Consider the following 25,036-nt stretch of genomic DNA (forward strand, 5'->3'; position numbering starts at 1 on the left):
ATTCCAAACACCCCCATTCCAATGAATGGGGGTGTTTTTTATTGTGTGGGAAAAATATATTTGTAGGAAATAAATATAAAATAGTAAGGAAGAGCTGTGCTATAAATAATAAGAAAATTAATCTATTAAGTATGCATAATAAGGGAAGAGCATTTATGATAATTTATGGTGATATCGGTTCGGGTAACTGTTATAAGATAAAACTATTACTTTCCTTATTAAAAATTAATCATAAATGGGTACATGTTGATATTTTAAATAAAGAAACCCAATCAGCTGATTTTTTGTCGTTAAATCCTAATGGAAAAATACCTGTATTAGTTCTAGAAGATGGTCGTGTTTTGAGTGAATCGAATGCTATTTTAGGTTACTTGGCTGAAGGAACAAAATTTATTCCTACAGATTCTTTTATTAAAGCCAAAATGTACCAATGGATGTTCTTTGAGCAGTATAGTCATGAACCATTTATTGCAGTTGCTCGTTTTATTAATAAATATTTAGGGTTACCACCAGAAAGAATAGAGGAATACCATAATTTACAGCCAAAAGGCCATAAAGCACTATCTATTATGGATAAAGCTCTAGTAGATCACGACTATCTTGTTGGAGATCAATTAACTATTGCTGATATTGCCTTATATGCATATACCCATGTCGCGGAGGAAGGTGGTTTTGATTTGGAGCTATATCCAAATATTCAAGCTTGGTGTCAAAGAATTCGAGAATATTTAGGTTATGTAGATATGATTTAAATAAAAAAAGAACTCATATAGAGTTCTTTTTTATTTCTGAAATTCTTCTGATTTAGAAATGTGCTTCTAAGCCTACATATGGGCCTTTAAACTCAAATTTAAGGTCATTGTTATCGTAGTCATCTAAATCGATATTAAGTATGCGATAGCCTGCTGTTAGACCCAGATCAATGAGTAGGTTATCTGCAAATTTATATTTTACCTCTGCCAGCGCATCTGTAATTCGTGCATCATCAAAGTTTGTATAAGTTGCTTCACCTTTAGCACTTAAGCCTGTAAACGGTAGTTTTACTTCACCTGACAAATAAGCAATAGGATATGTTTTATCAATATCCACGCGCTTACCTGTGTACGCAGTAATATCACCATTTAATACAGTTGCACCAAGACCAGCATCTACACTTACGATATTATCTAGTAACTCGTAGTAGAGGATAAAATCGCTATGATCTAAATCAACTTTATAATTGGCTTGACCTAAAGTTTCTGATTTAGTTTCGGTATCTAAATTTACATAACGAATTTTGGCATTGGGAAGAAATGGAATTGGGTGCTCTACTGCTAATGAGATTTGAGCACTACCTTTTTGGTCTAAGTCTTGATCTTCGGATGATTGAGAAGACATATTCGCTTTACCGTCATAAAACCAGTAACCGACGTCTCCTTTTACTCCTACGAAGTCTGCTTGAGCAAAGCCACTTAAGCCCATCCCGAGCGTTAATAAAGATATTTTTAATATTTTCATTTTTACATCCACATAAAAGAAATCTTTGAGCGCATGATATAGACATCTTGCTACAGATGCATTGATAAAAAATAAGGATCTGAGATGTGTGATATGAATAAATTTTTAATCCTTAAAAAAGTTTATTTATTTCAAGGAATTAATATTTTCTATTTAATTTAAATGAATTTAATCTTGTAGAAAATTTAGTATAAATTTTGTCAATCTTATCGCGCTTATTAAATTTTAATTGATAACTGGAGAGTTAAAAATAAATTAGTGGATAAGTTGAGTAATTAAAGGAGCTTTTTTAAGAGTTGGCAGAAAATGTCATTGAACAATAATGTTGAGCTACAAGTAGTAGAACGTAAACATTAGCTGAAAAATAACCAATTGTGAAAAAAACTCAGAAAATTCGTAAAATTTCTGACGGAAATTACAGTAAAAAGAAATAAAAACAGGTATTGTTCAGCTATATAGGGGCAAAAAATGGACAAAAATCTTTAAGGAAGAATTTTCTATTTTTGCTTGTTTGTTAAGGGAATAAAAATACTCAAAAGGTGCTTTTTATTTTCTACAAACACAAAAGTATTTTTTGGTTCTTTTTTTGCATGCGGAATAACAATCAACAATAGCAGTAAAAATAAGTAATCTTTTAACATTAGGTGTTCTATGACAGATTCTCGTGAAAACTGGACGTCACGATCTGGTTTTATTATTGCAGCCGTTGGTTCGGCTGTAGGCTTAGGTAATATCTGGCGCTTCCCATACGTTGCTTATGAAAATGGTGGCGGTGCGTTTCTTATTCCCTATCTATTGGCACTCATTACTGCTGGTTTACCGTTGCTATTTTTAGATTATGCGGTAGGTCATCGTAGTACTGGTTCACCTCCTAAAGCTTATCGTGCCCTATTTAAAGGCGGAGAAACTTTAGGTTGGTGGCAGGTTTGTGTCTGTATTATTATTGGTTTGTACTATGCAAGTGTACTCACTTGGGCTGGTAGTTATGTTTATTTCTCTATTGGTCAAATGTGGGGAAGTGATCCAGAAGGTTTCTTCTTTAATACCTATTTGCAGACCACAAAAGCAACTGGTTTTGATTTACAGTTTGTAGGCCATTTATTCTGGCCGATTGTTGGGATTTGGGCACTTACTTTAATCATTCTTTATGGTGGTGTGAAAAAAGGTGTGGAATTATCAAATAAGATTTTCATGCCTTTATTATTCATTCTCTTCACTATTTTAGTGATTCAATCATTACGTTTACCAGGTGCAGTTCAAGGCTTAAATGCTTTCTTTACGCCAAACTGGTCAGCAATGATGGATTATAAAGTTTGGTTAGCGGCTTATGGTCATACTTTCTTCTCCCTCTCTGTCGGTTTCGGGATTATGGTGACTTATGCATCTTATTTAAAACCGAAAACGAATTTAACAGGTTCTGGTCTTGTTGTTGGTTTTGCAAATGCATCAACAGAGATTTTAGCAGGTATTGGTATCTTCGCCGCACTTGGCTTTATGGCACATGCGGCAGGTACTGAAGTTAAAGATGTCGTGAGTGGCGGGATTGGATTAGCATTTATTGCATTCCCTAAAATTATTTCAAGTCTAGGTACAGGTGCCGATTTATTTGGCTTCTTATTCTTTGCTTCACTTTTCGTCGCAGGTATTTCTTCGATGGTGAGTATTTTGGAAGTACCTATTGCAGCAATGCAAGATAAATTGAAATGGGGTCGTAAAAAAGCAGTAACCATTATTGGTGGTGGTAGTGCGCTTGTATCAATTATTTTATTTTCAAGTGTAAACGCAATTAAGTTGGTTGATATCGTTGACCACTTTATCAATAACATCGGTATTATTGGCGGGGCTTTACTTTCTATTATTACCGTGGCTTGGTTTAAACGTTCTGCTCTAATTGAACTTCGTGATCACGTCAATCGCATCTCAACTATTCAATTAGGTAAGGGGTGGGATTTCACTTTAACAGTCATTACATCGTTAATCTTGTTAACTACACTCAGTATGACTGTATTTAATTTGATCAAAAATGGCTATGATAGTTACAGTATGAGCTTACAAGGTGTATTCGGCTGGGGCAGTGTGATTTTCTGTGCAGTCGTTGCAATTGTTTTAAGCAAAATGAAAGATCGCTAGGAGGATAGAATAATGAATACTTCAGCAATCGTGATGATGGTAATTTCGATGGTGTTTTTATGGGGCGGCTTGGCTTTATCCATTATCCATTTATCGAAACATCCTGAAGATTTAGATGACGTTTTAGAAGAAGTAAAAGATCAGCACACACTTTAATGCTGATCGAGTAAAAAAGCAGGCTTTAAGCCTGCTTTTTTTATGCAATTTTTTGGATTTTACAATAATAAAACCCATCACCAGACTGCGCTTCTGGCAGTAATTGACGGCCATGAGTTTGCTCGATTCCCCAATCAGCTTCAATTTTAATCTCTTTTGCATTTGGATTTTCAGCAAAAAATTTCATCATCTGCTGTTCATTTTCAGCTTTTAAAATTGAACAGGTGATGTAAAGCAATGTACCGCCAACTTTGAGTTGTTGCCACATGTGGTCCAAGATCTGCTTTTGTAGCTCAATGGTTTGAGCTATATCACTAGATTGGCGTAATAGGCGTATGTCAGGATGACGACGAATAACCCCTGTAGCAGAGCAAGGTGCATCGAGCACAATACAATCTACTGGTTGTGCAGGAGTCCATTGAGTTGCATCGGCTGCTAAAATCTCTGTATGACTTTGATCAAGTGCTAAGCGATTTAAGTTCTCAGTTACACGCACTAAACGGCTTGGGTCCTGATCAATCGCAATGAGCTGAGCAGGTTTAAATTTTTCAAGTAAATGAGCAGTTTTACCGCCTGGGGCAGCACATGCATCAACTACTATTTTATCGTTCAAATCTGGCAATAATGTTGCGCAAAGCTGAGCGTGTTCATCTTGTACAGAAAACCAACCTTGTTCAAAACCAGGTAGTTGAGTAATTTGTACAGATTGTTCAAGAACAATACCTGCCTCAGACAAAGTACATGCACGTGCCTGAATTTCTAAACTCTGTAATTTTGCTAAATAAGCATCGCGGCCAATATGACGCTGGTTCACTCTTAAGGTTAAAGGCGCGACTTGCTTCAAAGATTGGCAGAGAGATTCCGTTTGTTCACCCCAATCCTTTTTTAAGCGTTTGAAAAGCCAGCTTGGTAAGCCATGCGCCTGCTGTAAACCTTGCTGAAAGTCATCAGTTTCACGAGTAGCTCTGCGTAAAATTGCATTCACAATACCGCTGAGTGCAGGAAATCCAAGTTGTTTTGTCGCATCTACTGTTTCTGAAATAGCAGCATGTGCTGCAATACGCGTGCATAAAACTTGATAAAGACCAACATAAAGACAGGTTTCTACTGTCTCATTATTTAGAGGCTTGCTGAGTAGAGGTAGGCTAATTGATTTAAGTGCAAACCATTGGCGCAATGTACCTAAAACAAGTTCGTGAAACAAAGCACGATCACGCTCTGCGACCTGATTCAGCTGTGTATTTAAAATACTAGCGAGTGATTGGCCTTGCTGAACTTTTAATAATGTCTGGACGACTTGAGCACGCAGGTTAAAACGTGAGGAATTTGAGGTAACCTGACTCATGGCAAAATTTGTCCTACATGAAGTTTTTGAGTTTGTGCAATTTGTTGAGCGTTTAATGCTTTACCACCCGGCCACTGCACGCTAGTCAGACAAATAAATGTATTTTCACCGCAAGCAACATGTACACCTTGCTTATCGATTGCAATAATTTCACCAGCTTGAGCATTCGCTTTGCTTTGACTAGAAATTATTGAGTTCCAGACACGTAGAGCATTACTTTCATCTAACTGAATGAAGGCAACTGGCCAAGGATTGAATGCACGAATATTTCGGTCAACTTGAACAGCATCAATTGACCAGTCAATACGAGCTTCTGATTTTACGAGCTTATGAGCATAGACAGTTAAGCTTTCGTCTTGAACTTCGCGTTCTGCCAAATATTTTTGTAGTGTTTCTTCTGACTCAAGTACCGCACAAATTGCTGTTGCGCCTTGAGCTGCGAGTTTGTCATGTAAAGTCGCTGATGTATCTTCGGCAGTGATTGGGCAGAAGGTTTTATACATCATATCGCCTGTATCTAAACCAGCAGCCATTTGCATGATGGTGATACCAGTTTCGTCATCACCTGTTGCAATCGCACGTTGAATTGGTGCTGCTCCACGCCAGCGTGGTAATAATGAACCGTGAATATTTAAACAACCATATTTAGGTGTATCGAGCACAGTTTGTGGAAGAATTAAACCATAGGCTGCAACCACCATCACATCTGCGCCTAAAACTGCAAGTTCTTGTTGAGCTGCTAAACCTTCTTCGGTTGAAGCTTTGAAGTGAAGAGGTTGATAAACAGGGATATTATGCTCAAGTGCAAGTTGTTTTACGGGAGATGGCGTTAGTTTTTGTCCACGACCCGATTTACGATCTGGCTGAGTATAAACCGCGATAATTTCATGGGAAGTTTTTAATAAAGCCGCCAATGCTGTTGCAGCAAATTCGGGGGTGCCAGCAAAAATAATTTTCACAAATGCAATCCAAAAAGAGTTTAGGCGTAGTATACGTGAAAAACGATTGAAGCCCTAAACTCATGGCGATTGAGCATTTTAGTTTTTAAATAGTGAACAAAAAATTATTGAAAAACTTTTATTGATAAAAAAAGGTTATGAAAAAATAAAAAATTATTCATGTAAGTTTTGCTAAATATTGACTGTCTATTACTGTTCTTGGCTTTCCGAATATTATTTGCTTCTATAGAATGGAGAATGATCAAATTATGATGATGAGTCAATATTCCGACTGATCTAACGCTATATCAGTATCATCCGCCAGAGCGGGAAAAATTCCGCTCAAGCACAACTTGTTGGAAACACTAATGCCTGACTATCGTTCAAAAACATCGACACACGGAAGAAATATGGCTGGCGCACGTGGCTTATGGCGTGCAACAGGAATGAAAGATGAGGATTTCGGCAAACCGATTATTGCGGTGGTCAACTCATTTACCCAATTTGTGCCGGGCCATGTACATCTTAAAGATCTAGGGCAGCTTGTCGCAGCAGAAATTCAGGCAGCAGGTGGCGTTGCTAAAGAGTTCAATACGATCGCAGTAGATGACGGGATCGCAATGGGGCATGACGGCATGCTTTATTCATTACCATCACGTGATTTGATTGCTGACTCAGTTGAATATATGGTGAATGCACATTGTGCTGATGCAATGGTATGTATTTCTAACTGTGACAAAATTACTCCGGGAATGCTCATGGCTGCGATGCGCCTGAATATTCCTGTTGTTTTCGTGTCTGGCGGACCAATGGAAGCTGGTAAGGTTAAGTTCCGTGGTAATGAAAAAGCGATTGACCTTGTTGATGCAATGGTTGTTGCGGCTGATGAAAGTTATACAGACGAAGAAGTTGAAGAATTTGAACGTTCGGCATGTCCAACCTGTGGTTCATGTTCAGGTATGTTCACGGCAAACTCGATGAACTGTTTAACAGAAGCTTTAGGTTTATCTTTACCGGGTAATGGTTCGATTGTTGCGACGCATGCAAATCGTAAAAAATTATTCTTAAAAGCAGGCCAGCTTATTGTTGAATTGGCTAAGCGCTATTACGAACAAGAAGATGCAAGTATTTTACCTCGTTCGATTGCAACCAAGGCTGCATTTAAAAATGCGATGACCCTTGATATTGCAATGGGTGGTTCAACCAATACCGTTCTGCATTTATTGGCTGCGGCAAGTGAAGCAGAAGTTGATTTTACAATGGACGATATTGACGAATTATCACGTCGAGTTCCTGTATTGTCGAAAGTAGCACCTGCAAAACAAGACGTTCATATGGAAGATGTTCATCGTGCTGGCGGTATTATGGCTATTTTGGGCGAACTTGATCGCGCGAAGTTGCTTGATGTATCTGTACCGACTGTACACGAGAAAACTTTAAAAGATGCGTTGGATAAGTGGGATATTATTCGTACTGAAGATGCAGACGTTTATGAATTCTATCGTTCATCACCAGGTGGTGTTCCAACTCAAGTTGCATTCTCGCAAAATCGCTATTATTCAACGTTAGATGGCGACCGAGAAAAAGGCGTTATCCGTAATGCAGAACATGCATTCTCTAAAGATGGTGGTTTAGCTGTTCTATACGGCAACATCGCGCTTGATGGTTGTATCGTGAAAACCGCGGGTGTTGATGAATCAATCTTGAAATTTACAGGCACGGCACGTGTATTTGAAAGCCAAGATGCAGCTGTAGATGCAATTTTGGGTCATGACATTAAAGCTGGTGATGTTGTTGTGATTCGTTATGAAGGTCCACGTGGTGGTCCAGGCATGCAAGAAATGCTGTACCCAACTAGCTATCTTAAATCGAAAGGTTTAGGAAAAGACTGTGCATTGGTAACAGATGGTCGTTTCTCTGGTGGTTCATCAGGTCTTTCGATTGGTCACGTTTCACCAGAAGCAGCTGAAGGTGGTGCAATTGGTTTGGTTGAAGATGGCGATACCATTGAAATCGATATTCCAAACCGTACCATTCACTTAAACGTTGATGATGCGACTATGGCGCATCGCCGTACAGTGCAAGAAGCGAAAGGCTGGCATCCGAAAGAAGAACGTAAACGTAAAGTATCAAAAGCGTTAAAAGTTTATGCAATGCATACAACAAGTGCAGCGAAAGGAGCTGTACGCGTTCTATAAAATATTCAATTTTAATAATTGATTAGGAATCATGCACCCTTTAACACGATGAATTGCTATCATGTTAGGGGTGCATTTTTCATGTCTGGTAAAAAAAATCAGCTTGTAGAAAAAGGTGTTTTTAGATCATTCTATGGGTTTGCCATAAAATGGTGATAAAATCTTCACCTACGTAGAAACTTGCTAAAAACATGACTTATTTTCTGCGTGAACTAAGGTAGTTATATTTCAATCTCGACTACTGTTTTACCTTGCATTATGATCAAAACAATCTTTGATCTCGCTTAGGATTTATTTTTAGAGGCACAACTCATGTCACTGCTACGCCGTTGGTTTGACCCTATTCGATCGAGCTGGTTTTACCAAAAGCCTTCTCGTCAAGCGGTGTTACCCACGGAAAATGGTTTAAGTATTTATTTACGACTTGATGATGTGTATAGCTATTTGGCTGTTCAGCAATTGTCTCAGCTAGATGAAATTTTAAGTGATGAACTTAAGCCTTTAAAAATTATTATTTCGCATACGGCTTCTGAACCTCCAAACAGTATGTCGCATGAAGAGTGGCAGAATTATTGTCTAAATGATGCCAAGATATTAGCCAAACAACATCGTTTCGGTTTTGATGAATTTCCAGAAATCCCAAGCCCAGAATCTTTAAAACAAGCGGCAGTCATATTAAAAAGAACCCCATTACAAGGTCAGAATTTCTTCCATTTACTAGAAGATATTTTTCACATGCTTTGGCAACAACAATATGGAAAGTTGCGTACTTTACATGCCATGGCAGTTAAACATCAGCTTCCTCAACATTTTTCAGAACGTATTTTTACGGATGAGCCTGTACCTGCAGCATACTTTGAATTTGGTGGACGTAAATATCACGCAGTAGATGATTTATTACGTTTAACTCGTCGTCTGAAGCAGCAAAAGTTACTGACGGGCAATCCAATTTTTTTAATTAATCATATCGAATGGCGTGAACATTTGATTAATGATGCTGAAGCACTTACCGAGATTCAGACCCTTCATCCTGAGCTTGATATCTATATTGCTTTAGAGGATCCAATGAGTTGGCTGTTACTTGCCTATATTAAGGAAGAGCTTGCTGATTATTATGATATTCAACTAAAAGTTTACCCTTTAAGTTATCAAGGTCGAGACTGGTTTGACTGGAGTTTGGCGACACGTGTTTCTAAACGAACAGGGGTGGCCTTTACGCCATTTTGTCGCCCTACTGAGGAAAGCACATTAGAGATGGCAAAGCTTTTCTATAGTGTGCAAGAGAATCAGCAAATCGATACAATTTTTACGATATTGCAGGCAGTTTGGACAAAAGGAAAAGATTTATCTTTCTTAAAACATTTCCAACAGTTACAGCAACAACTTGGGATTGAGCAGCTAACCGACCAAGATGTGCAATCTGTTTTGGCGCAGAATGATGCACTTTGCAAAGACAAGCATCAGCCTGATTTGCCAGTTTTAGAGCTGCGTATTGATGGTCAGAGCTACGTATTTAATAGCTTGTATCGTGTATGGATGATCGAAAGTATTTTTAGCAATGTATTAGAAGAGAAATATAAAACAGCCTCAACTTTTAATTGAGGCCTACTTCTAAAAACAAGAATAGGGCAATACCTGTTTTTTCCGTAGCATATCCTTTAAGGAATCGGAGATAAACAGTGACTTTTTTAGCAATTATTATGGTGGTCTTTGCCTTCGCTGGCATGATTAAAGGCATGATTGGTTTAGGATTGCCCGCAGTATCTATGGGCTTACTCACCATCGCAATGAGTCCTTTTCAGGCAGCTTCTCTTCTGATAGTTCCTTCAATGGTCACCAATGTCTGGCAACTTTTTGCTGAAGGACATGTCTGGGCTTTTATTCGCCGTTTCTGGACGTTGCTTGCGGGCATTGTGGTGGGTTCAATATGGAGCTTTTTACCTACTTTAAGTCAAAGTCATGGGCATAGTAGTGAGATTTTATTGGGCTGTATGTTGGCCTTATATGGACTCTATGGTCTGTGCGTGAAGAAACTTCCACACTTAGGGAAGTATGAACGTTGGCTATCACCGATTATTGGATATATCGGCGGGGCAGTGACTGTAGCAACTGGTGTCATTATTATTCCAATCGTTCCTTATTTGCAGTCTTTACATTTAAAGCGTGATGAGTTGGTTCAGGCTTTAGGACTAACGTTTACTGTCTCTACCATTTGTCTTGCAGTCTTTTTACACCACAACCCGATGTCGGGAATGGCATTGGATTATCGTTTATCTTTCGCTGCATTGTTGGCGGCGCTCGTTGGAATGTGGTTAGGTAAAAAAATCCGTTATCGGTTAAATGAGCAGTTATTTCGTCGTATCTTTTTTATAGGTTTGGTGTCATTAGGGCTTTATATGATTTTGCATTAAGCCAATTTTTAAGGGCAATGTTGCAATAAAAAATCTGAAAACTGTTTATAACTATTAGGGAGCTGATTGAAATTTTGTGTAGCCAAAAGCAGTTTACGATTTGCCCAAGCACCTAGCAGTTGAATGGAATGAAAGTCATAGTCCGATTGCAAACGCTGGGCAGCGCGAGCCGGCATAATCGCAATTCCGACACCTTTGGCGACTACCTCAGCAATCGCCCCAAAATTAGGTAAGCGCAAACGGTACTGTATGTTAAAGCCTAATAGCTTAGCTTGAGTTTCGATGGACTGTTGCAATGAATGATGGGGTTTAAGACCAATAAAACCATAACTTAAAGCCTCTACCAAATTCAGCTGTTGGTGTTGAGCTAAGTTGTGAGTAGGAGGACAAATCAGAACTAATGGATCGCTAGCAAATTCCTTAGTTTGCAAATGCCTGGTATCAAAAAAACTTGAGACCAGCCCAAGACTTGCAACTCCTTGCGTTAATGCCTCTACAATTTCTGAACTTTCTGCCTCATGTAAATCAATGTTCATTTCGGGATGAAGCACCAAATATTGTGGTAATAACGGAGGCAAATATTCGCTTTGAGCAGAAGAGTTACACCAAAGCGTTAATGACTCTGTGGTAGGCGGCCTAAAACGCTGCATTTCTTGTTCGAGCTGCTCTTTTTGTGCTAAAAGCTGACGAGCATGTTCTACAAAAGCATGTCCTGCTGTGGTGAGCTCTACACCAGTGGTGTGACGAATAAATAAGGGCGTTTCGAAATATTGTTCGAGTTTTTTAATACGTTCGCTTGTGGCTTGAAGTGAAATCGCAGAGCGGTCTGCACCTTTGGTTAGACTACCTGTAGAGACAATATGAAGAACCAGCTGTAAATCAAAAAAATCAAAACGCATGAGAGGGAACGTATTGAAGGCTAAAAAGTCATCATACTAAATCGTAATAAAAAAAGGCAGCTTGCGCTGCCTTTTTGAATTTAGGTTTTATCTTTTAAACTAAACAGCCAATTTAAAATAATGGCCGCAAAAGTTGCTGTACCAATACCACCTAAATTGAAATTACCGAACAATAATTCAAAGTTACCAGCACCTAAAATAATCGTGACCGAAGCAACAATCAGGTTTTTATTGTTAGAAAAATCAACTTTGTTTTCAATCCAGATTTTTGCACCGGCAATGGTAATTAAACCAAACACAACAATAGATGCACCTGTTAAAACTGCGCTTGGGATCGTACTAATCACCGCGCCAAATTTTGGAGATAGACCTAAGAAAATTGCAAAGACACCTGCGATCACAAAAACAATGGTTGAGTACACACGAGTGACTGCCATCACACCAATGTTTTCACCGTAAGTGGTCATCCCTGGAGCGCCGACACTACCAGATAGTGTTGTTGCCAAACCATCTGCAACAAATGCTTTACCTAATTGTGGAGTCAGGTTTTCACCAGTCATCGCGCCAACAGCTTTAATATGTCCTAGGTTTTCTGCTACTAAGATAAGTGCAACTGGTGCAATAATTAGCATAGCATTCGTGTCAAAGGTAGGATGTGAAAAGCTTGGAATCCCAAACCATGCGGCTTGTGAGATCTGGCTAAAATCGATTGGTTTACCTAAACCTAGTCCATTGGTGGTGATGGCATAAATCACATAGGCCAAGATCAAACCAATCAACAGAAGTAAACGTTGCAACAGGCCACGAGTAAAGACTGCAATACTGCCCATACAAAGTACTGTAATTAAGGCCATCCACATTTCAAATGGTTGGCCTGCAACACCTTTAATCGTAACAGGTGCAAGGTTTAGACCAATAATCATCACAATGGCGCCAGTCACCACAGGTGGCATGAGTTTTTCAATCCAGCGTGTACCTGTAAGCATCACAATAAAACCGATGATGGCATAAAAAACACCACATGCTACGATTCCACCTAAAGCCATGGATAGATTTGGATTGGCACCTGAACCTGTAATATGTCCAGTTGCAGCTGCAACCACACCAATAAAGGCAAAACTTGAACCTAAGTAACTTGGAACACGACCACCTGTAATTAAAAAGAACAAGATGGTACAGATGCCAGACATTAAAATAGCAAGGTTAGGATTAAAACCCATGAGTAACGGTGCTAAAACAGTCGCCCCAAACATGGCAAATGCATGTTGAATACCCAAAACAGCACTTTGAACGGGTGGAAGATATTCATTGGTAGAGACTGGCCGATGGTCAATATCACCTTGGTAAGGCTGCCATTTTGGAAACCAATTGGACATAAAATGAGCTCATTATTCTTTAATTGCTGCAATGATACTCTTTCTTGGGAAAGCATTTAATCTCTAGTGAGAAGTATGTAAGTGAAAAGTAATTATTTTTTAACGATTGGTATAATTTTTAAAAAACTAAATATCCGTATTTAGTTATTTTTTTCTCATAAAAATTAATTTTATGATTTTTAAAAAATATTCAAAAAAATAGAAAATCGAGGAAAGTTTAAGAAAAATAGAGAATTTTGCAAGTAAAAAGCAGCACATCGGGATGCACTGCTTTATAAAACAATCGGTAAAATCAGCCTAGCCCGTATTACGTAATCCAGCGGCAATACCTGCAATACTCACCATAAGTGCATGGTCGACAGGGGTGTGCTCTGCCTGACGCTGCGCTAGGTAATCGCGACGGCGTTTCATAAGCTCGGCCTGTAAAAGATGCAAAGGAAGTAGGTATGGCTTACGAACCTGCATAGATTGATCAAGAACATCGTTATTACTCAGAAGCTTTGATTCATCTTTTAATGCAAGCAAGGTTTCAACCGCATCTTTTAAGCGCTGACGTAATTGGTTGCCGAGCACTTTTAAATCTTCATCTTCAGTCAAATGAGACTCGTAATAGAGTGCAATGTTGGCATCGGCTTTAGACAATACCATTTCCAGCATATCAATGAGTGTTTGGAAATAAGGCCATTGCTGGAGCATTTCATCAAGTGTCGCTTTTTGCTGATCTGCAATCACTTCATTAATAGCTGCGCCAGTGCCTAGCCATGCAGGTAACATCAAACGGATTTGAGTCCATGCAAACACCCACGGAATCGCACGTAAAGACTCGATGCCACCACTCACTTTACGTTTTGCAGGACGCGAGCCTAACGGCAACATTTGTAATTCAAGCTCAGGGGTAACCGTACGTAAATACTTCACAAAGTGTGGATTTTCACGGACTGTTTGGCGATAAACCTTAACAGAATGATCTGTCATACGGTTCATGAGTTCACGCCATTCGGCCTTAGGTTCTGGTGGTGGTAATAATGTCGCTTCAAGTGTTGCTGCGGTATAGATTTCAAGGTTTTGCATCGCAATACCTTCTAGACCGAATTTGAAGCGAATCATTTCACCTTGTTCTGTGACACGGATTGCCCCAGAAATTGAACCAGGAGGTTGCGAGAACAAAGCCTGTTGGGTTGGTGCCCCACCACGGCTAATTGAACCGCCGCGACCGTGGAATAGTGTCAACTGTACGCCGTGTGTTTGAGCAATTGCAGTCAACTCTTCTTGAGCACGGTATTGTGCCCAGTTGGCAGACATGAAACCTGCATCTTTTGCAGAGTCGGAGTAACCGATCATGACTTCGTGTTTACCCTGAATGTGCTGTTTATACCAATGCATATTGAACAGCGTATTCATGGTGCTTGCAGCACCATCTAAGTCTTTTAAAGTTTCAAACAGAGGCACCACACGTAAAGGATGCTGAATACCTGCTTCTTTTTGCAATAACAACACCGCTAAAACATCACTTGGATATTCAGCCATCGAAATAATATATGCCCCTAAAGACTCAGGCGGTTGGTCTGCCAAAGTACGCATGGTTGCAAATACTTCTTGAACATCTGGATGACCAATCAAACTACCTTCAGGCTCATTAATATATTTCGGTAAAAGCGGGCGTTTACTTTGTAATTCCTGAATGAGGAAGTTTTGGCGCGCTTGTTCAGTCCATGATTCAAAATTACCTAAACCTAAATATTCAGTAATTGCTGAAATCGCTTGGCGATGACGGCCTGATTCTTGGCGAATGTCGAGTTTAAGTAGTTCAATACCAAAACAGTTCACACGATAGATAAAGTCGAGAAGCTGACCATTCGCAATTTCAGGCAGGTTACTGTCGATTAAAGAGCGGTAGCACAGCAATAGTGGTTGTAAAAGCTCATCTTTGCTTTTAATGACATTGCTGTCGTCTGCTTCTAAGCCTTGCAAACGTTGAGCTAACCAGTGACGAGTCGCTTTTAAGCGTTCTCGTGTTGCACGTAAATACTCACGATAAGGTTCTGCATGTTGGCTACCAATTGCTTGAATCATTTCTTCAGAACAAGTCTGGATTGAAAGTTCCCAACGTAAATTTTCGATATCTCTTAAATAGAGGTCCGCAGCTTGCCAGCGTGATAACCAGAGTACTTCTTGGGTAATTTGATGAGTAACATTTGGGTTACCATCTCGGTCTCCACCCATCCAAGATGCGAAACGTACTGGTGCAATATTAAGTGGTAAATTGAGTTGGCAGTTTTCTTGAACTAATTCATTTAACTCACGAATGAATTTAGGTACAGCATTCCAAAGGGTTTGTTCGATTGTGGCAAATCCCCATTTTGCTTCATCGACTGGAGTCGGACGGTGCTGTCTGATTTCATCTGTTTGCCAAGCCGAACTAATTTGTTGCTTTAAGTTCGCAAGTGCACTTTGACGTTCGCGTGGAGTAAGTTTTTGCTGATCAAGTTGTGAGAGACAAGCATTGATATCATCATATTTTTGAATGAGGGTACGACGACTCACTTCAGTTGGGTGCGCCGTAAGTACTAATTCAATTTTAAGATCACAAATTTGCTGGAACAGTTTCTCTGTTGAAATACTTTTATCTTTAAATTTTTGAAATAAGTGAACAAGCGGATTCGGAGAGTTTGCATCCGAATCAAATTCTGCCTGTCTGCGGCTACGGACCACATGATATTGCTCGGCAATATTGGCAAAATTGAGGAAATGAGAAAAAGCGCGGGTGAGAGGTAATAGCTCTTCATCTGGCAGTTCTAAAAATAATTGTTCTAATTGCTTTTCGGCTTCAGCTTGACCATCACGTGCACCTTTGGCAAGAGCACGGATTTGCTCGATCTGATTAAACAGTTCTTGTCCTGCATGTTGTTTTAGGGTTTCACCTAACAAATTACCAAGTAAGCGGACATCCTCACGCAGTGGCGCATCGATTTGCTGAACCATGCTATTTTCTCCTGTTCTTATTCTTATCGAATATAGCGCGATTAGCGAACATTCCAAGCTTTGAGCGTAAGAAAATGTGAATTTTTGCTTAAAAAATAACATTTAATTCGCTTGTAGCGTCTTAAAAGCTGGCATGCACTCAGCGTAACTTTTGACAATCGGACTTTGGTTTAACTCCCATATTTGAGTAAGAATAAATGAATTGCATCGCGAATAATTTGCTCTAGCTCCTGAGCATTTGGGGCAGCAGTAATGCCCAGTAAAACCTTGTGATGGCGTACACCAAGCAATAAAGACAAAAGAAGCTCGGTTTGATAGGTTGGGTCATCGGCTTGGATAAAACCTAATTCAGCCGCTTTTTGGAAGAATGTGGCTAATTGATTTTGCAGTCGAGTATGTGATGCATCAAAAAACTGTAGGGCGAGTGGACTCTGTTCTGCTGCAAGCTCTAATAATACGTGATCAAGCTTTAATGCTTCAGGTGAATAAATAATCTGCAAAGCACGTGAACATACGATAAAGAGTGTTTGATAGAAGTCTGCTGATGTATCTAAGTCAAATTGTTTAGTATCCAGTGTCTCTTCACAAGTTTCTGTAATCGCACAGATAAATAGATTCACTTTATCTTGAAAGTGGTTATAAACCGTGAGTTTAGTAACGCCGGCTTCCTGTGCAATCTGGTTCATGCTAGTACCGTGATAACCGGATTTTAAAAAAATAGCTTTCGCGGCTTGTAGGATACGAGCACGCTTTTCCAGATCTTTGGGGCGACCACTTTGATTAACTGTTTGCACAAAATCCTCTAATAAAAGTTTAAAAAAATAAATATTTATAAGTTTTTTTTAATTAATGTACCCATAGGTATATTAATTAAAAAACAAACAAACTATGATGCAAGCATATTGTGCCTTAAAAAATCAGTTTGAATAAGAGCGATAAGATATGAATCTGTTAAAACCTCTCATCATGAGTATGGTGATTGTTTGTACGGTCACATTAATGGGATGCAGTAAAGAAGCACCCAAAACAGAAGAAATACCCTATGTGATGGTGGCGCAACCATTAACCACACTCAATGAACAAAAAAGCTATGCAGGGGATGTGCAGGCTAGACAACAAACGGCTTTGGCATTTCGGGTTGGTGGACAAGTTACTGCACGCTATGTGGATGTAGGCGACCGAGTTAAAGTTGGACAAGTATTAGCAAAACTCGATGTGGCAGATGCGCAGTTACAATTAAATGCTGCTAAAGCCCAACTGGATAATGCACAGGCTTCAGCGAAAACAGCAGCAGATGAACTTAAACGTTTTCAACAATTACTCCCTATTAATGCAGTGAGCCGTTCGCAATTCGATACGGTAAAAAATCAATACGATGCGGCACAAGCGGCACTACAGCAAGCTCGTTCTAATTATGAAGTTTCTGCCAACCAAACTGGTTATAACCAACTCGTTTCTAATAAAAACGGGGTAATTACTGCGCGAAATATAGAAATTGGACAAGTGGTTGCAGCAGGACAAGCTGCTTATCAACTTGCAATTGATGGAGAGCGTGAAGTTGTTATTGGTGTTCCTGAACAAGCGGTTAGCGAGATTAAAGTTGGTCAAGCCGCTTGGATTACCTTGTGGTCTAAACCGAATGACCGATTTGCCGGTTATGTGCGCGAAGTTTCCCCAGCGGCGGATCAGTCCCGTACATTTACAGTGAAAGTTGCACTTAAAGAAGGTCAATCTGTTATTCAGCTTGGACAAAGTGCACGCGTATTTTTTACCTCAGTTCAAACCAATGTGATGAGTGTGCCACTTTCGAGTGTTTCAGCAACAGATAATCAACCTTACGTATGGGTCGTTAATGCGAACCAGACTTTGCGTAAAGTACCTGTAAGGATTGGTGCATATGGCAAAGATAGCGTACCTGTGCTATCTGGTTTGGCTCCAAATGATTGGGTTGTGATTGGCGGTGTACATTTGCTTCGTGATAAACAGAAGATTCATCCGATTGATCGTGAAAACCGTGCGGTGAAAATTCAGGGAGCAACCCAGCCATGAAATTCAATCTCTCGGAATGGGCATTAAATAATAAAGGTATCGTCCTTTATTTTATGCTGTTACTTGGCATTATCGGTGCGATCTCTTATTCAAAACTCTCACAAAGTGAAGACCCACCATTTACCTTTAAAGTCATGGTCGTACAAACCTATTGGCCTGGAGCAACAGCGAAAGAAGTTTCAACGCTGGTGACTGACCGTATCGAAAAGGAACTCATGACAACAGGGCAGTATGACAAGATCATGGCTTACTCCCGCCCGGGTGAGTCGATGGTTACGTTTGTTGCCAAGGACTCGCTGACATCAGCACAGATCCCTGACGTTTGGTATAACGTCCGTAAGAAGGTGAATGATATTCGCCATGAACTGCCAAACGGTGTACAAGGCCCATTTTTTAACGATGAATTTGGGGACACTTTCGGTAATATTTATGTATTGACAGGCAAAGACTTTGATTATGCACTTTTGAAAGAATATGCAGATCGTTTGCAATTACAGCTTCAACGAGTCAAAGATGTCAGTAAGGTCGAATTAATTGGTCTACAAGATCAGAAAATCTGGGTTGAGATTTCTAACACTAAAGCGGTACAGCTCGGAATTCCAGTTACAGCGATTCAAGAAGCCCTACAAAAGCAAAATAGTATGGCAAGTGCGGGCTTTTTTGAAACGGGTACAGACCGTATTCAAATTAGAGTAAGTGGTCATCTGCAAAATATTGATGAAATTAAAAAAACACCTTTATTGGTCGGTGATAAAACAATTCAGCTTGGTGACGTCGCTGATGTCTATCGTGGTTTTAGTCAGCCTGCTCAACCGCGCATGCGTTTCATGGGTGAAAATGGTATTGGTATTGCCGTTTCGATGCGTAAAGGCGGTGACATTATTGCCCTTGGTAAAAATTTAGAAACAGAATTTGCCCAATTACAAAAGACACTACCTTTGGGTATGAAACTCCAAAAAGTTTCTGACCAACCTGTAGCAGTACAACGTAGTATTCATGAGTTTGTGAAGGTTCTCGCCGAAGCAGTCATTATTGTCTTGTTAGTGAGTTTTTTCTCTTTAGGCTTCCGTACGGGATTGGTGGTCGCTTTTTCTATTCCTTTAGTTTTAGCAATGACCTTTGCCGGTATGAGTTTATTCGATGTCGGACTGCATAAGATTTCACTTGGTGCTCTGATCTTGGCGTTAGGCCTGTTAGTCGATGACGCGATTATCGCCGTCGAGATGATGGCCATTAAGATGGAGCAGGGCTATAGTCGGATTAAAGCCGCCGGATTTGCGTGGAAAACTACCGCATTTCCAATGTTAACCGGAACACTCATCACTGCGGCAGGTTTTTTACCGATTGCTACTGCTCAGTCTAGTACAGGTGAATACACGCGTTCTATCTTTCAGGTCGTGACCATTGCTTTATTGGTGTCTTGGATTGCAGCAGTTCTATTCGTACCTTATTTAGGTGAAAAGCTATTACCAGATTTTACTAAGTTAGGACATCAGGCGCCTTGGTATGTCCGCTTATGGGCAAGATTAACGAAAAAACCACAACCGCAAACTGTGGCAATTTCACAGGACCATCATTACGATCCTTATCAATCTAGTTTCTATTTACGTTTTAGAAAGATGGTCGAGTTTTGTGTGACCTACCGTAAAACCGTGATTGCAACGACGGTGGGGATTTTCGTGCTATCTGTACTCATGTTTAAGATGGTACCTCAGCAGTTTTTCCCACCTTCAAACCGTGCCGAAATTTTAGTCGATTTAAAACTTGAAGAAGGCGCTTCTTTAACAGCAACAGAACAAGCTGTGAAAAAGGTTGAGAACTTCCTGTCTAAACAAAAGGGTATTGATAACTATGTGGCCTATGTAGGGACAGGTTCACCACGTTTTTATTTACCTTTAGACCAGCAATTGCCGCAAGCCAGCTTTGCTCAGTTTGTTGTACTCGCATCATCACTTGATGATCGTGATGACATTCGACGCTCGTTAGAAACACAAATTAAGCAATTACTTCCGCAAGTCCGTACTCGCGTATCATTACTCGAAAATGGCCCGCCTGTTGGTTACCCATTGCAATATCGTGTGTCAGGTGAAGATTTAAATCTGGTACGTAAAGAAGCACAGCAGGTCGCTAAAGTAATAAGTGAAAACCAGAATACCACCAATGTGCATTTAGACTGGGGCGAACCAAGTAAGATTATTTCTATTCAAATTGATCAAGACCGTGCTCGACAAATGGGTGTCTCTAGTCTGGATTTAGCGAATTTCATTAATGCATCAATTACAGGTAGTGCGATTGAGCAATATCGTGAAAAACGTGAACTGATTGAAATTCGTTTACGCGGGGACCAAGCAGAGCGCGTTGAAGTGGCTTCACTGGCAAGCTTAGCTGTGCCAACGAACAATGGAACCACTGTACCTTTAGCTCAAATCGCGAAAATTGAGTATAAGTTTGAAGATGGTTTGATCTGGCATCGTAACCGCTTACCGACTATTACTGTTCGCGCAGATATCCGAACTCAACTACAGCCTGCTACTGTTGTGGGTGAGTTAGCTGAATCAATGGATAAGTTACGTGCTGAATTACCAAGTGGCTATCTCATTGAAGTGGGTGGAACCGTAGAAGAGTCTGCACGTGGGCAAAATTCTGTGAATGCGGGTATGCCACTCTTTTTGGCAGTGGTCATGACATTACTGATGATTCAGCTCAAAAGCTTGTCTCGCTCGACGATTGTGCTGTTAACAGCTCCACTGGGGTTAATTGGCGTTGTTTTATTCTTATTGTTATTTAACAAACCATTTGGCTTTGTGGCCATGTTAGGCACAATTGCGCTCTCTGGCATGATCATGCGTAACTCGCTTATTTTGATTGATCAAATTGAGCAGGACCGACAAGCGGGACATCCAACTTGGGAGGCAATTATTGAGGCGACAGTGCGTCGATTCCGTCCAATTATTTTGACTGCTTTAGCCGCTGTTCTGGCCATGATTCCACTTTCTCGAAGTATTTTCTTTGGTCCGATGGCAGTTGCGATCATGGGCGGATTGATTGTTGCCACCTTACTGACATTATTTTTCCTACCTGCACTCTACGCAGCGTGGTTTAAGGTGAAAAAAACCGCATAAAATACATAAATTTTTTGTGAATAAAGGTGCGAAATATTGAAAACTCCAATATAGTAGCACCTGTCTTTACACAAAAAATACAGGATTATTTCACTGCATAAAAAATAGGCAAAATGCAGTGAATTGAGGTGAAATACAGATGGGGCAAGACCATATCGAACAGCATCGCCGTTATATAGTAATTTCTTATGCGTTCATGTTTCTTGCATTGTTTACGGTTATTTTTGCGGCCTTTGCTTATTTGGTCGCTCGTAAAGTGGCAGTTGTAGATAATGCAGAAGTTTGGATTCATGCGCATGCGCTATGGATTATGCGCAACGGGATTCTATTTCTATTTATGGCAATTTTTGCTGTTGTCTGGTTCATTCCGCTCTTCTTCTTTGCATGGGATAGTAATCTTTGGGTCACAGCCTCTACGGTTGCTGGCGTAGTTTTTAGCGCTATTGCGTGGTTATTTCTATTAAATGCATGGTTAAAAGGCTTGTCTAAATATTTAAAAAATAAGGCAGTTTTTTAATATATCTATTTTTTAAACATTTCCCCCTTGTAAATCCGGCTAAAGCCCCCCATTTAGTCGGCAATAGAGTATTGATAAAATTCCGTGAGGAGCACCGCCAAAAATGGCTAAACGTGATTATTATGAGGTTTTAGGCGTTTCAAAAACCGCAAGTGATGATGAGATCAAAAAAGCCTACCGTAAATTGGCGATGAAATATCATCCTGATAGAAACCCTGACAATGCCGAAGCTGAAGAGAAATTTAAAGAAGCTGCTGAAGCTTATGAAGTTTTATCGGACAGCGAAAAGCGTAGCATGTACGATCGCATGGGTCATAATGCGTTCGAAGGTGGCTTTGGCGGGGGCGGTGGTGGCTTCGGTGGATTTAGTGCAGAAGATATTTTTAGCCAGTTCGGTGATATCTTCGGCGGCGCATTCGGTGGTGGTGGACGTCAACAGCGTCAACGTCGCGGATCAGATCTACGCTATGTAATGGAACTTACCCTTGAAGAAGCTGTAAAAGGGGTGAAAAAAACTATTACCTTTACTGCTCCTGCACCATGTGATGTGTGTGATGGTAAAGGCTCTAAAAATCCAAAAGATGTTGAAACCTGTAAAACTTGTCATGGTTCAGGACAAGTTCGTATGCAGCAAGGCTTCTTCTCTGTACAACAAACATGTGGTACGTGTCGTGGCCAAGGTAAAATTATTAAAAACCCTTGTCAGGCATGTCATGGTTCAGGTGTTGCCGATCGCCAACAAACGTTGGAAGTTACAATTCCAGCGGGTGTAGATAATGGTGACCGCGTTCGTTTGAGTGGTAAAGGCGAAGCAATTCGTGATGGCCAATCAGGTGACTTGTACGTTGAAGTTGTCGTTCGTGAACACGAAATTTTCCAACGTGATGGTGCCGATCTTTATATGGATGTACCAGTAAGCATTGCTGATGCTGCGCTTGGTAAAGAAATTGAAATTCCAACTTTGGAAGGCCGTGTTAGCCTTAAAATTCCTGAAGGAACTCAAACAGGTAAATTATTCCGTTTACGTGGTAAAGGCGTTCGTCCAGTACGTAGCAGCATGGTCGGTGATTTACTTTGCCGTATTGTGGTAGAAACACCAGTCAACTTAAATTCTCGCCAACGTGAATTACTTAAAGAGTTGCAAGCTTCTTTTGATGGCGAAGACAGCGCTTCTTCACCGAAGAAAAAATCATTCTTTGATCGTTTATTTGATTAATACTTGATTAGACAAGAACTTAAAAAGAAGGCGGATATTTTATAAATATCCGCCTTTTTATTGCGCTGATGTATCTTATTATTTTTATTCTGCTTAAAAGAAAAATTATGTCTGTTTACTCTGTAGGGTGAGCAACATCAATATCATTAACACTTACAGTCGGTTCGCTAGAAGCAAGAGTCGGAGCATTTTCGATCACTGTTGCGGCTACTGCTTGTGGCTGTACAGCTGCTTTAGGTGTTTCTGCTGTAGTTTCGCCAATAATCGGGTCAATATCTTCAACTTTAACGTCAGCATTGGCATTGCTTGTTTGAGCTGTAGGCGTTGGTGTTTGGGTATTTACGTTTGTTGTAATACGCGCTTTAGATAAACTTTCTAATGTGTCTCCTGGCTGGATTGCAGGCTCTGCAAATGCCACTGAACTCATAATCCCCATCATCACTGTGAAGCTAATAATTCTCGAATGCATGCTGAACTCCTTATAGTCATCTTTTTCTCATTCGTGGCTCCGTAGTCTGCCGATCAATTCTTTAACTTTTGTGAAAACAGATTGAATTTCGTCCTAACTCAAAAAATAATTTTTACTTTTTAAGATGAGCAAAGAGTTTTGATATAGTAGGTAAATTACGTAAAACCGAAGATTGGGAAGATTATGTCAGCAGCTCCACGCATTGGTATTTTAGGTGCAGGCGGTCGTATGGGCCGTACGCTTATTCAAGCAGTTCAACAGGCAGGCTATCAATTAGCTGCTGCGGTAGAGCGTCCGGAAAGTAGTTTGGTGGGCACGGATGCAGGTGAGCTTGCTGGTATTGGTTCAGTGGGTGTGAAGGTTTCAGGAAACTTAGCAGAAGTTCTTAAAGACTGTGATGTAATCATTGATTTTACTGCACCAGTTGCAACTGCTCAGCATTTAAAGCTTTGTCGTGAAGCTGGGGTTGCCATGGTTATTGGTACAACAGGTATGTCAGATGAACAAAAAGCTGAGTTAGACGAAGTTGCTACGCATACCCCGGTGGTTTACGCTGCGAACTATTCAGTGGGTGTAAATGTATCAATCAAGTTACTTGAGCTTGCAGCAAAAGTATTTGGCGATACAGTAGATATTGAAGTGATTGAAGCTCACCACCGTCATAAAGTAGATGCGCCGTCAGGTACAGCATTAATGATGGGCGAAGCAATTGCAGATACTTTAGGTCGTAACTTAAAAGAAGTTGCTGTGTATGGACGTGAAGGGCATACGGGCCCACGTGACCGTCAAACAATTGGTTTTGAAACTATTCGTGGTGGTGACATCGTTGGCGAACACACAGTGATGTTTATTGGTGAAGGTGAGCGCGTTGAAGTGACTCATAAAGCGACTAACCGTATGAACTTTGCTGCTGGTGCAGTACGAGCTGCTGCATGGGTTGTGGGCCGTGAAGCGCGTAAATATGACATGAAAGATGTTTTAGGATTGAACGACGTACAGGTATAAAACCCTGTACGTATTCCATGTGTAGCGAGAAAAACAAGATAGAGCAGAACATGAATAAAAAACAAATTGCCTTGACCACTCTTCTTTGCTTAAGCAGTCTCTGGACGGGGGCTGCTTCTACTGAAAAAGCTAAACTCAGCTTAGACCGTAATAATATTAAAGTCTGGACCTATCAAAAAACTGATAATCCAGTCTTTCAATATAAAGCAGAAACCACATTTGATGTGCCACTTGAACGCGCTGTTGCTGTGATTTTAGATGTAAATCGTGCTGACCAGTGGGTGCCTTATATGGGCAAAGTTGAAATGTTGTCTCAAGATGAGAAAAAAGGTGAGTTCACACTGTATATGGTGTTGGATTTTCCGTTTCCTTTGAAAGATCGTGATGTCGTTGTAAAAGGAAAAATGAGCAAGGCCGCAAATGGTGTTGTGACAATTAAAAATACCGCAATTAGTGGAAATTATCCGTTACAACCTGATGTAGTGCGCTTAACACGCTATGAAGGGGATTGGACATTCCAGAAACTTGGAAATAATAAGGTGAAAGTAACAACCAGTGGTTATGCTGATCCTGCTGGTGCAATTCCGTTGAGCTTTGTAAATATGTTTGTTCAACAGCAGCCTTACCAGATGTTGCTTAAAATGAAGCGGGAAGTGACTAGTCCGATTTATGAACACCCTAAATTACCAGATATTTTAAAATAAATACCTTAAAAAAAAAGCGCCT

The 25,036-nt window shown here is 40.2% G+C and carries 20 protein-coding genes; 12 read left to right on the forward strand and 8 right to left on the reverse strand.

All coding sequences use genetic code 11. The features are described 5' to 3' along the window. Positions 1-155: 155 nt before the first annotated feature. Entirely contained in the window at positions 156-752 is a 597-nt protein-coding gene (locus ACXM0J_RS13210; protein WP_086265742.1) for a glutathione S-transferase family protein, read from the forward strand. A gap of 52 nt (positions 753-804) precedes the next feature. Here the strand turns inward: ACXM0J_RS13210 and ACXM0J_RS13215 are convergent, their stop codons facing one another. Next, positions 805-1,509, reverse strand: a complete 705-nt coding sequence (locus ACXM0J_RS13215) for a TIGR04219 family outer membrane beta-barrel protein (protein ID WP_086265741.1) — start codon at positions 1,507-1,509, stop codon at positions 805-807. A 639-nt stretch (positions 1,510-2,148) separates the two neighbouring features. On the opposite strand from ACXM0J_RS13215, the gene ACXM0J_RS13220 reads away from it, so the two are divergent. Further along, positions 2,149-3,627, forward strand: coding sequence for a sodium-dependent transporter (locus tag ACXM0J_RS13220; protein ID WP_086265740.1), 1,479 nt, complete (start codon positions 2,149-2,151; stop codon positions 3,625-3,627). A 12-nt stretch (positions 3,628-3,639) separates the two neighbouring features. Continuing rightward, a complete protein-coding gene (locus ACXM0J_RS13225) occupies positions 3,640-3,783 on the forward strand; it encodes a methionine/alanine import family NSS transporter small subunit (protein WP_016143896.1) in 144 nt (47 codons plus the stop codon). A 40-nt stretch (positions 3,784-3,823) separates the two neighbouring features. On the opposite strand, the gene rsmB is transcribed toward ACXM0J_RS13225, so the two are convergent. Together rsmB and fmt are read right to left on the reverse strand one after the other, a co-directional pair. Continuing rightward, positions 3,824-5,128: a 16S rRNA (cytosine(967)-C(5))-methyltransferase RsmB gene (rsmB, locus tag ACXM0J_RS13230; protein WP_086265739.1), complete on the reverse strand. Its 1,305-nt coding sequence runs from the start codon at positions 5,126-5,128 to the stop codon at positions 3,824-3,826. Beyond that, positions 5,125-6,087, reverse strand: a complete 963-nt coding sequence (gene fmt / locus ACXM0J_RS13235; RefSeq protein ID WP_086265738.1) for a methionyl-tRNA formyltransferase — start codon at positions 6,085-6,087, stop codon at positions 5,125-5,127. Before fmt ends, rsmB begins: the two co-directional genes overlap by 4 nt. A gap of 347 nt (positions 6,088-6,434) precedes the next feature. Between fmt and ilvD the strand changes: the two genes are divergently transcribed. The 3 genes from ilvD to ACXM0J_RS13250 all read left to right on the forward strand — a co-directional run bounded on the left by ilvD (position 6,435) and on the right by ACXM0J_RS13250 (position 10,675). Further along, positions 6,435-8,264, forward strand: a complete 1,830-nt coding sequence (ilvD, locus tag ACXM0J_RS13240; protein WP_013196516.1) for a dihydroxy-acid dehydratase — start codon at positions 6,435-6,437, stop codon at positions 8,262-8,264. Between the two features lie 312 nt (positions 8,265-8,576). After that, entirely contained in the window at positions 8,577-9,866 is a 1,290-nt protein-coding gene (locus ACXM0J_RS13245) for a hypothetical protein (protein ID WP_032007455.1), read from the forward strand. A gap of 77 nt (positions 9,867-9,943) precedes the next feature. Further along, on the forward strand, positions 9,944-10,675 hold the full coding sequence (locus ACXM0J_RS13250) for a sulfite exporter TauE/SafE family protein (protein ID WP_213034447.1): 732 nt from the start codon (positions 9,944-9,946) through the stop codon (positions 10,673-10,675). A gap of 8 nt (positions 10,676-10,683) precedes the next feature. On the opposite strand, the gene ACXM0J_RS13255 is transcribed toward ACXM0J_RS13250, so the two are convergent. The 4 genes from ACXM0J_RS13255 to ACXM0J_RS13270 all read right to left on the reverse strand — a co-directional run bounded on the left by ACXM0J_RS13255 (position 10,684) and on the right by ACXM0J_RS13270 (position 16,726). Continuing rightward, on the reverse strand, positions 10,684-11,574 hold the full coding sequence (locus ACXM0J_RS13255; RefSeq protein ID WP_086265737.1) for a LysR family transcriptional regulator: 891 nt from the start codon (positions 11,572-11,574) through the stop codon (positions 10,684-10,686). Positions 11,575-11,654: 80 nt separating this feature from the next. Next, positions 11,655-12,950, reverse strand: coding sequence for a solute carrier family 23 protein (locus ACXM0J_RS13260; RefSeq protein ID WP_002119102.1), 1,296 nt, complete (start codon positions 12,948-12,950; stop codon positions 11,655-11,657). 297 nt (positions 12,951-13,247) lie between these two features. Next, entirely contained in the window at positions 13,248-15,932 is a 2,685-nt protein-coding gene (ppc, locus tag ACXM0J_RS13265; protein WP_086265736.1) for a phosphoenolpyruvate carboxylase, read from the reverse strand. Between the two features lie 170 nt (positions 15,933-16,102). Continuing rightward, positions 16,103-16,726, reverse strand: a complete 624-nt coding sequence (locus ACXM0J_RS13270) for a TetR/AcrR family transcriptional regulator (RefSeq protein WP_086265735.1) — start codon at positions 16,724-16,726, stop codon at positions 16,103-16,105. 148 nt (positions 16,727-16,874) lie between these two features. On the opposite strand from ACXM0J_RS13270, the gene ACXM0J_RS13275 reads away from it, so the two are divergent. The 4 genes from ACXM0J_RS13275 (at position 16,875) to dnaJ (ending at position 22,836) form a co-directional block, all read left to right on the forward strand. After that, positions 16,875-17,981 (forward strand): efflux RND transporter periplasmic adaptor subunit, encoded by a 1,107-nt coding sequence (locus tag ACXM0J_RS13275; protein ID WP_086265734.1) that lies wholly within the window; start codon positions 16,875-16,877, stop codon positions 17,979-17,981. Then, a complete protein-coding gene (locus tag ACXM0J_RS13280) occupies positions 17,978-21,103 on the forward strand; it encodes an efflux RND transporter permease subunit (RefSeq protein ID WP_086265733.1) in 3,126 nt (1,041 codons plus the stop codon). Before ACXM0J_RS13275 ends, ACXM0J_RS13280 begins: the two co-directional genes overlap by 4 nt. Before the next feature lie 139 nt (positions 21,104-21,242). Then, complete coding sequence (locus tag ACXM0J_RS13285) at positions 21,243-21,620, forward strand: membrane protein (RefSeq protein ID WP_005804326.1); 378 nt, start codon at positions 21,243-21,245, stop codon at positions 21,618-21,620. A 103-nt stretch (positions 21,621-21,723) separates the two neighbouring features. Further along, a complete protein-coding gene (gene dnaJ, locus ACXM0J_RS13290; RefSeq protein WP_002119101.1) occupies positions 21,724-22,836 on the forward strand; it encodes a molecular chaperone DnaJ in 1,113 nt (370 codons plus the stop codon). Between the two features lie 115 nt (positions 22,837-22,951). Here the strand turns inward: dnaJ and ACXM0J_RS13295 are convergent, their stop codons facing one another. Then, positions 22,952-23,305 (reverse strand): hypothetical protein, encoded by a 354-nt coding sequence (locus ACXM0J_RS13295; protein WP_086265732.1) that lies wholly within the window; start codon positions 23,303-23,305, stop codon positions 22,952-22,954. Between the two features lie 183 nt (positions 23,306-23,488). On the opposite strand from ACXM0J_RS13295, the gene dapB reads away from it, so the two are divergent. After that, positions 23,489-24,310, forward strand: a complete 822-nt coding sequence (gene dapB / locus ACXM0J_RS13300; RefSeq protein ID WP_002119175.1) for a 4-hydroxy-tetrahydrodipicolinate reductase — start codon at positions 23,489-23,491, stop codon at positions 24,308-24,310. A gap of 50 nt (positions 24,311-24,360) precedes the next feature. Continuing rightward, entirely contained in the window at positions 24,361-25,014 is a 654-nt protein-coding gene (locus ACXM0J_RS13305; protein ID WP_086265731.1) for an START domain-containing protein, read from the forward strand. The last annotated feature ends 22 nt before the right edge of the window (positions 25,015-25,036 follow it).

The sequence above is a fragment of the Acinetobacter sp. GRABPA_MV_2 genome (assembly GCF_056725885.1).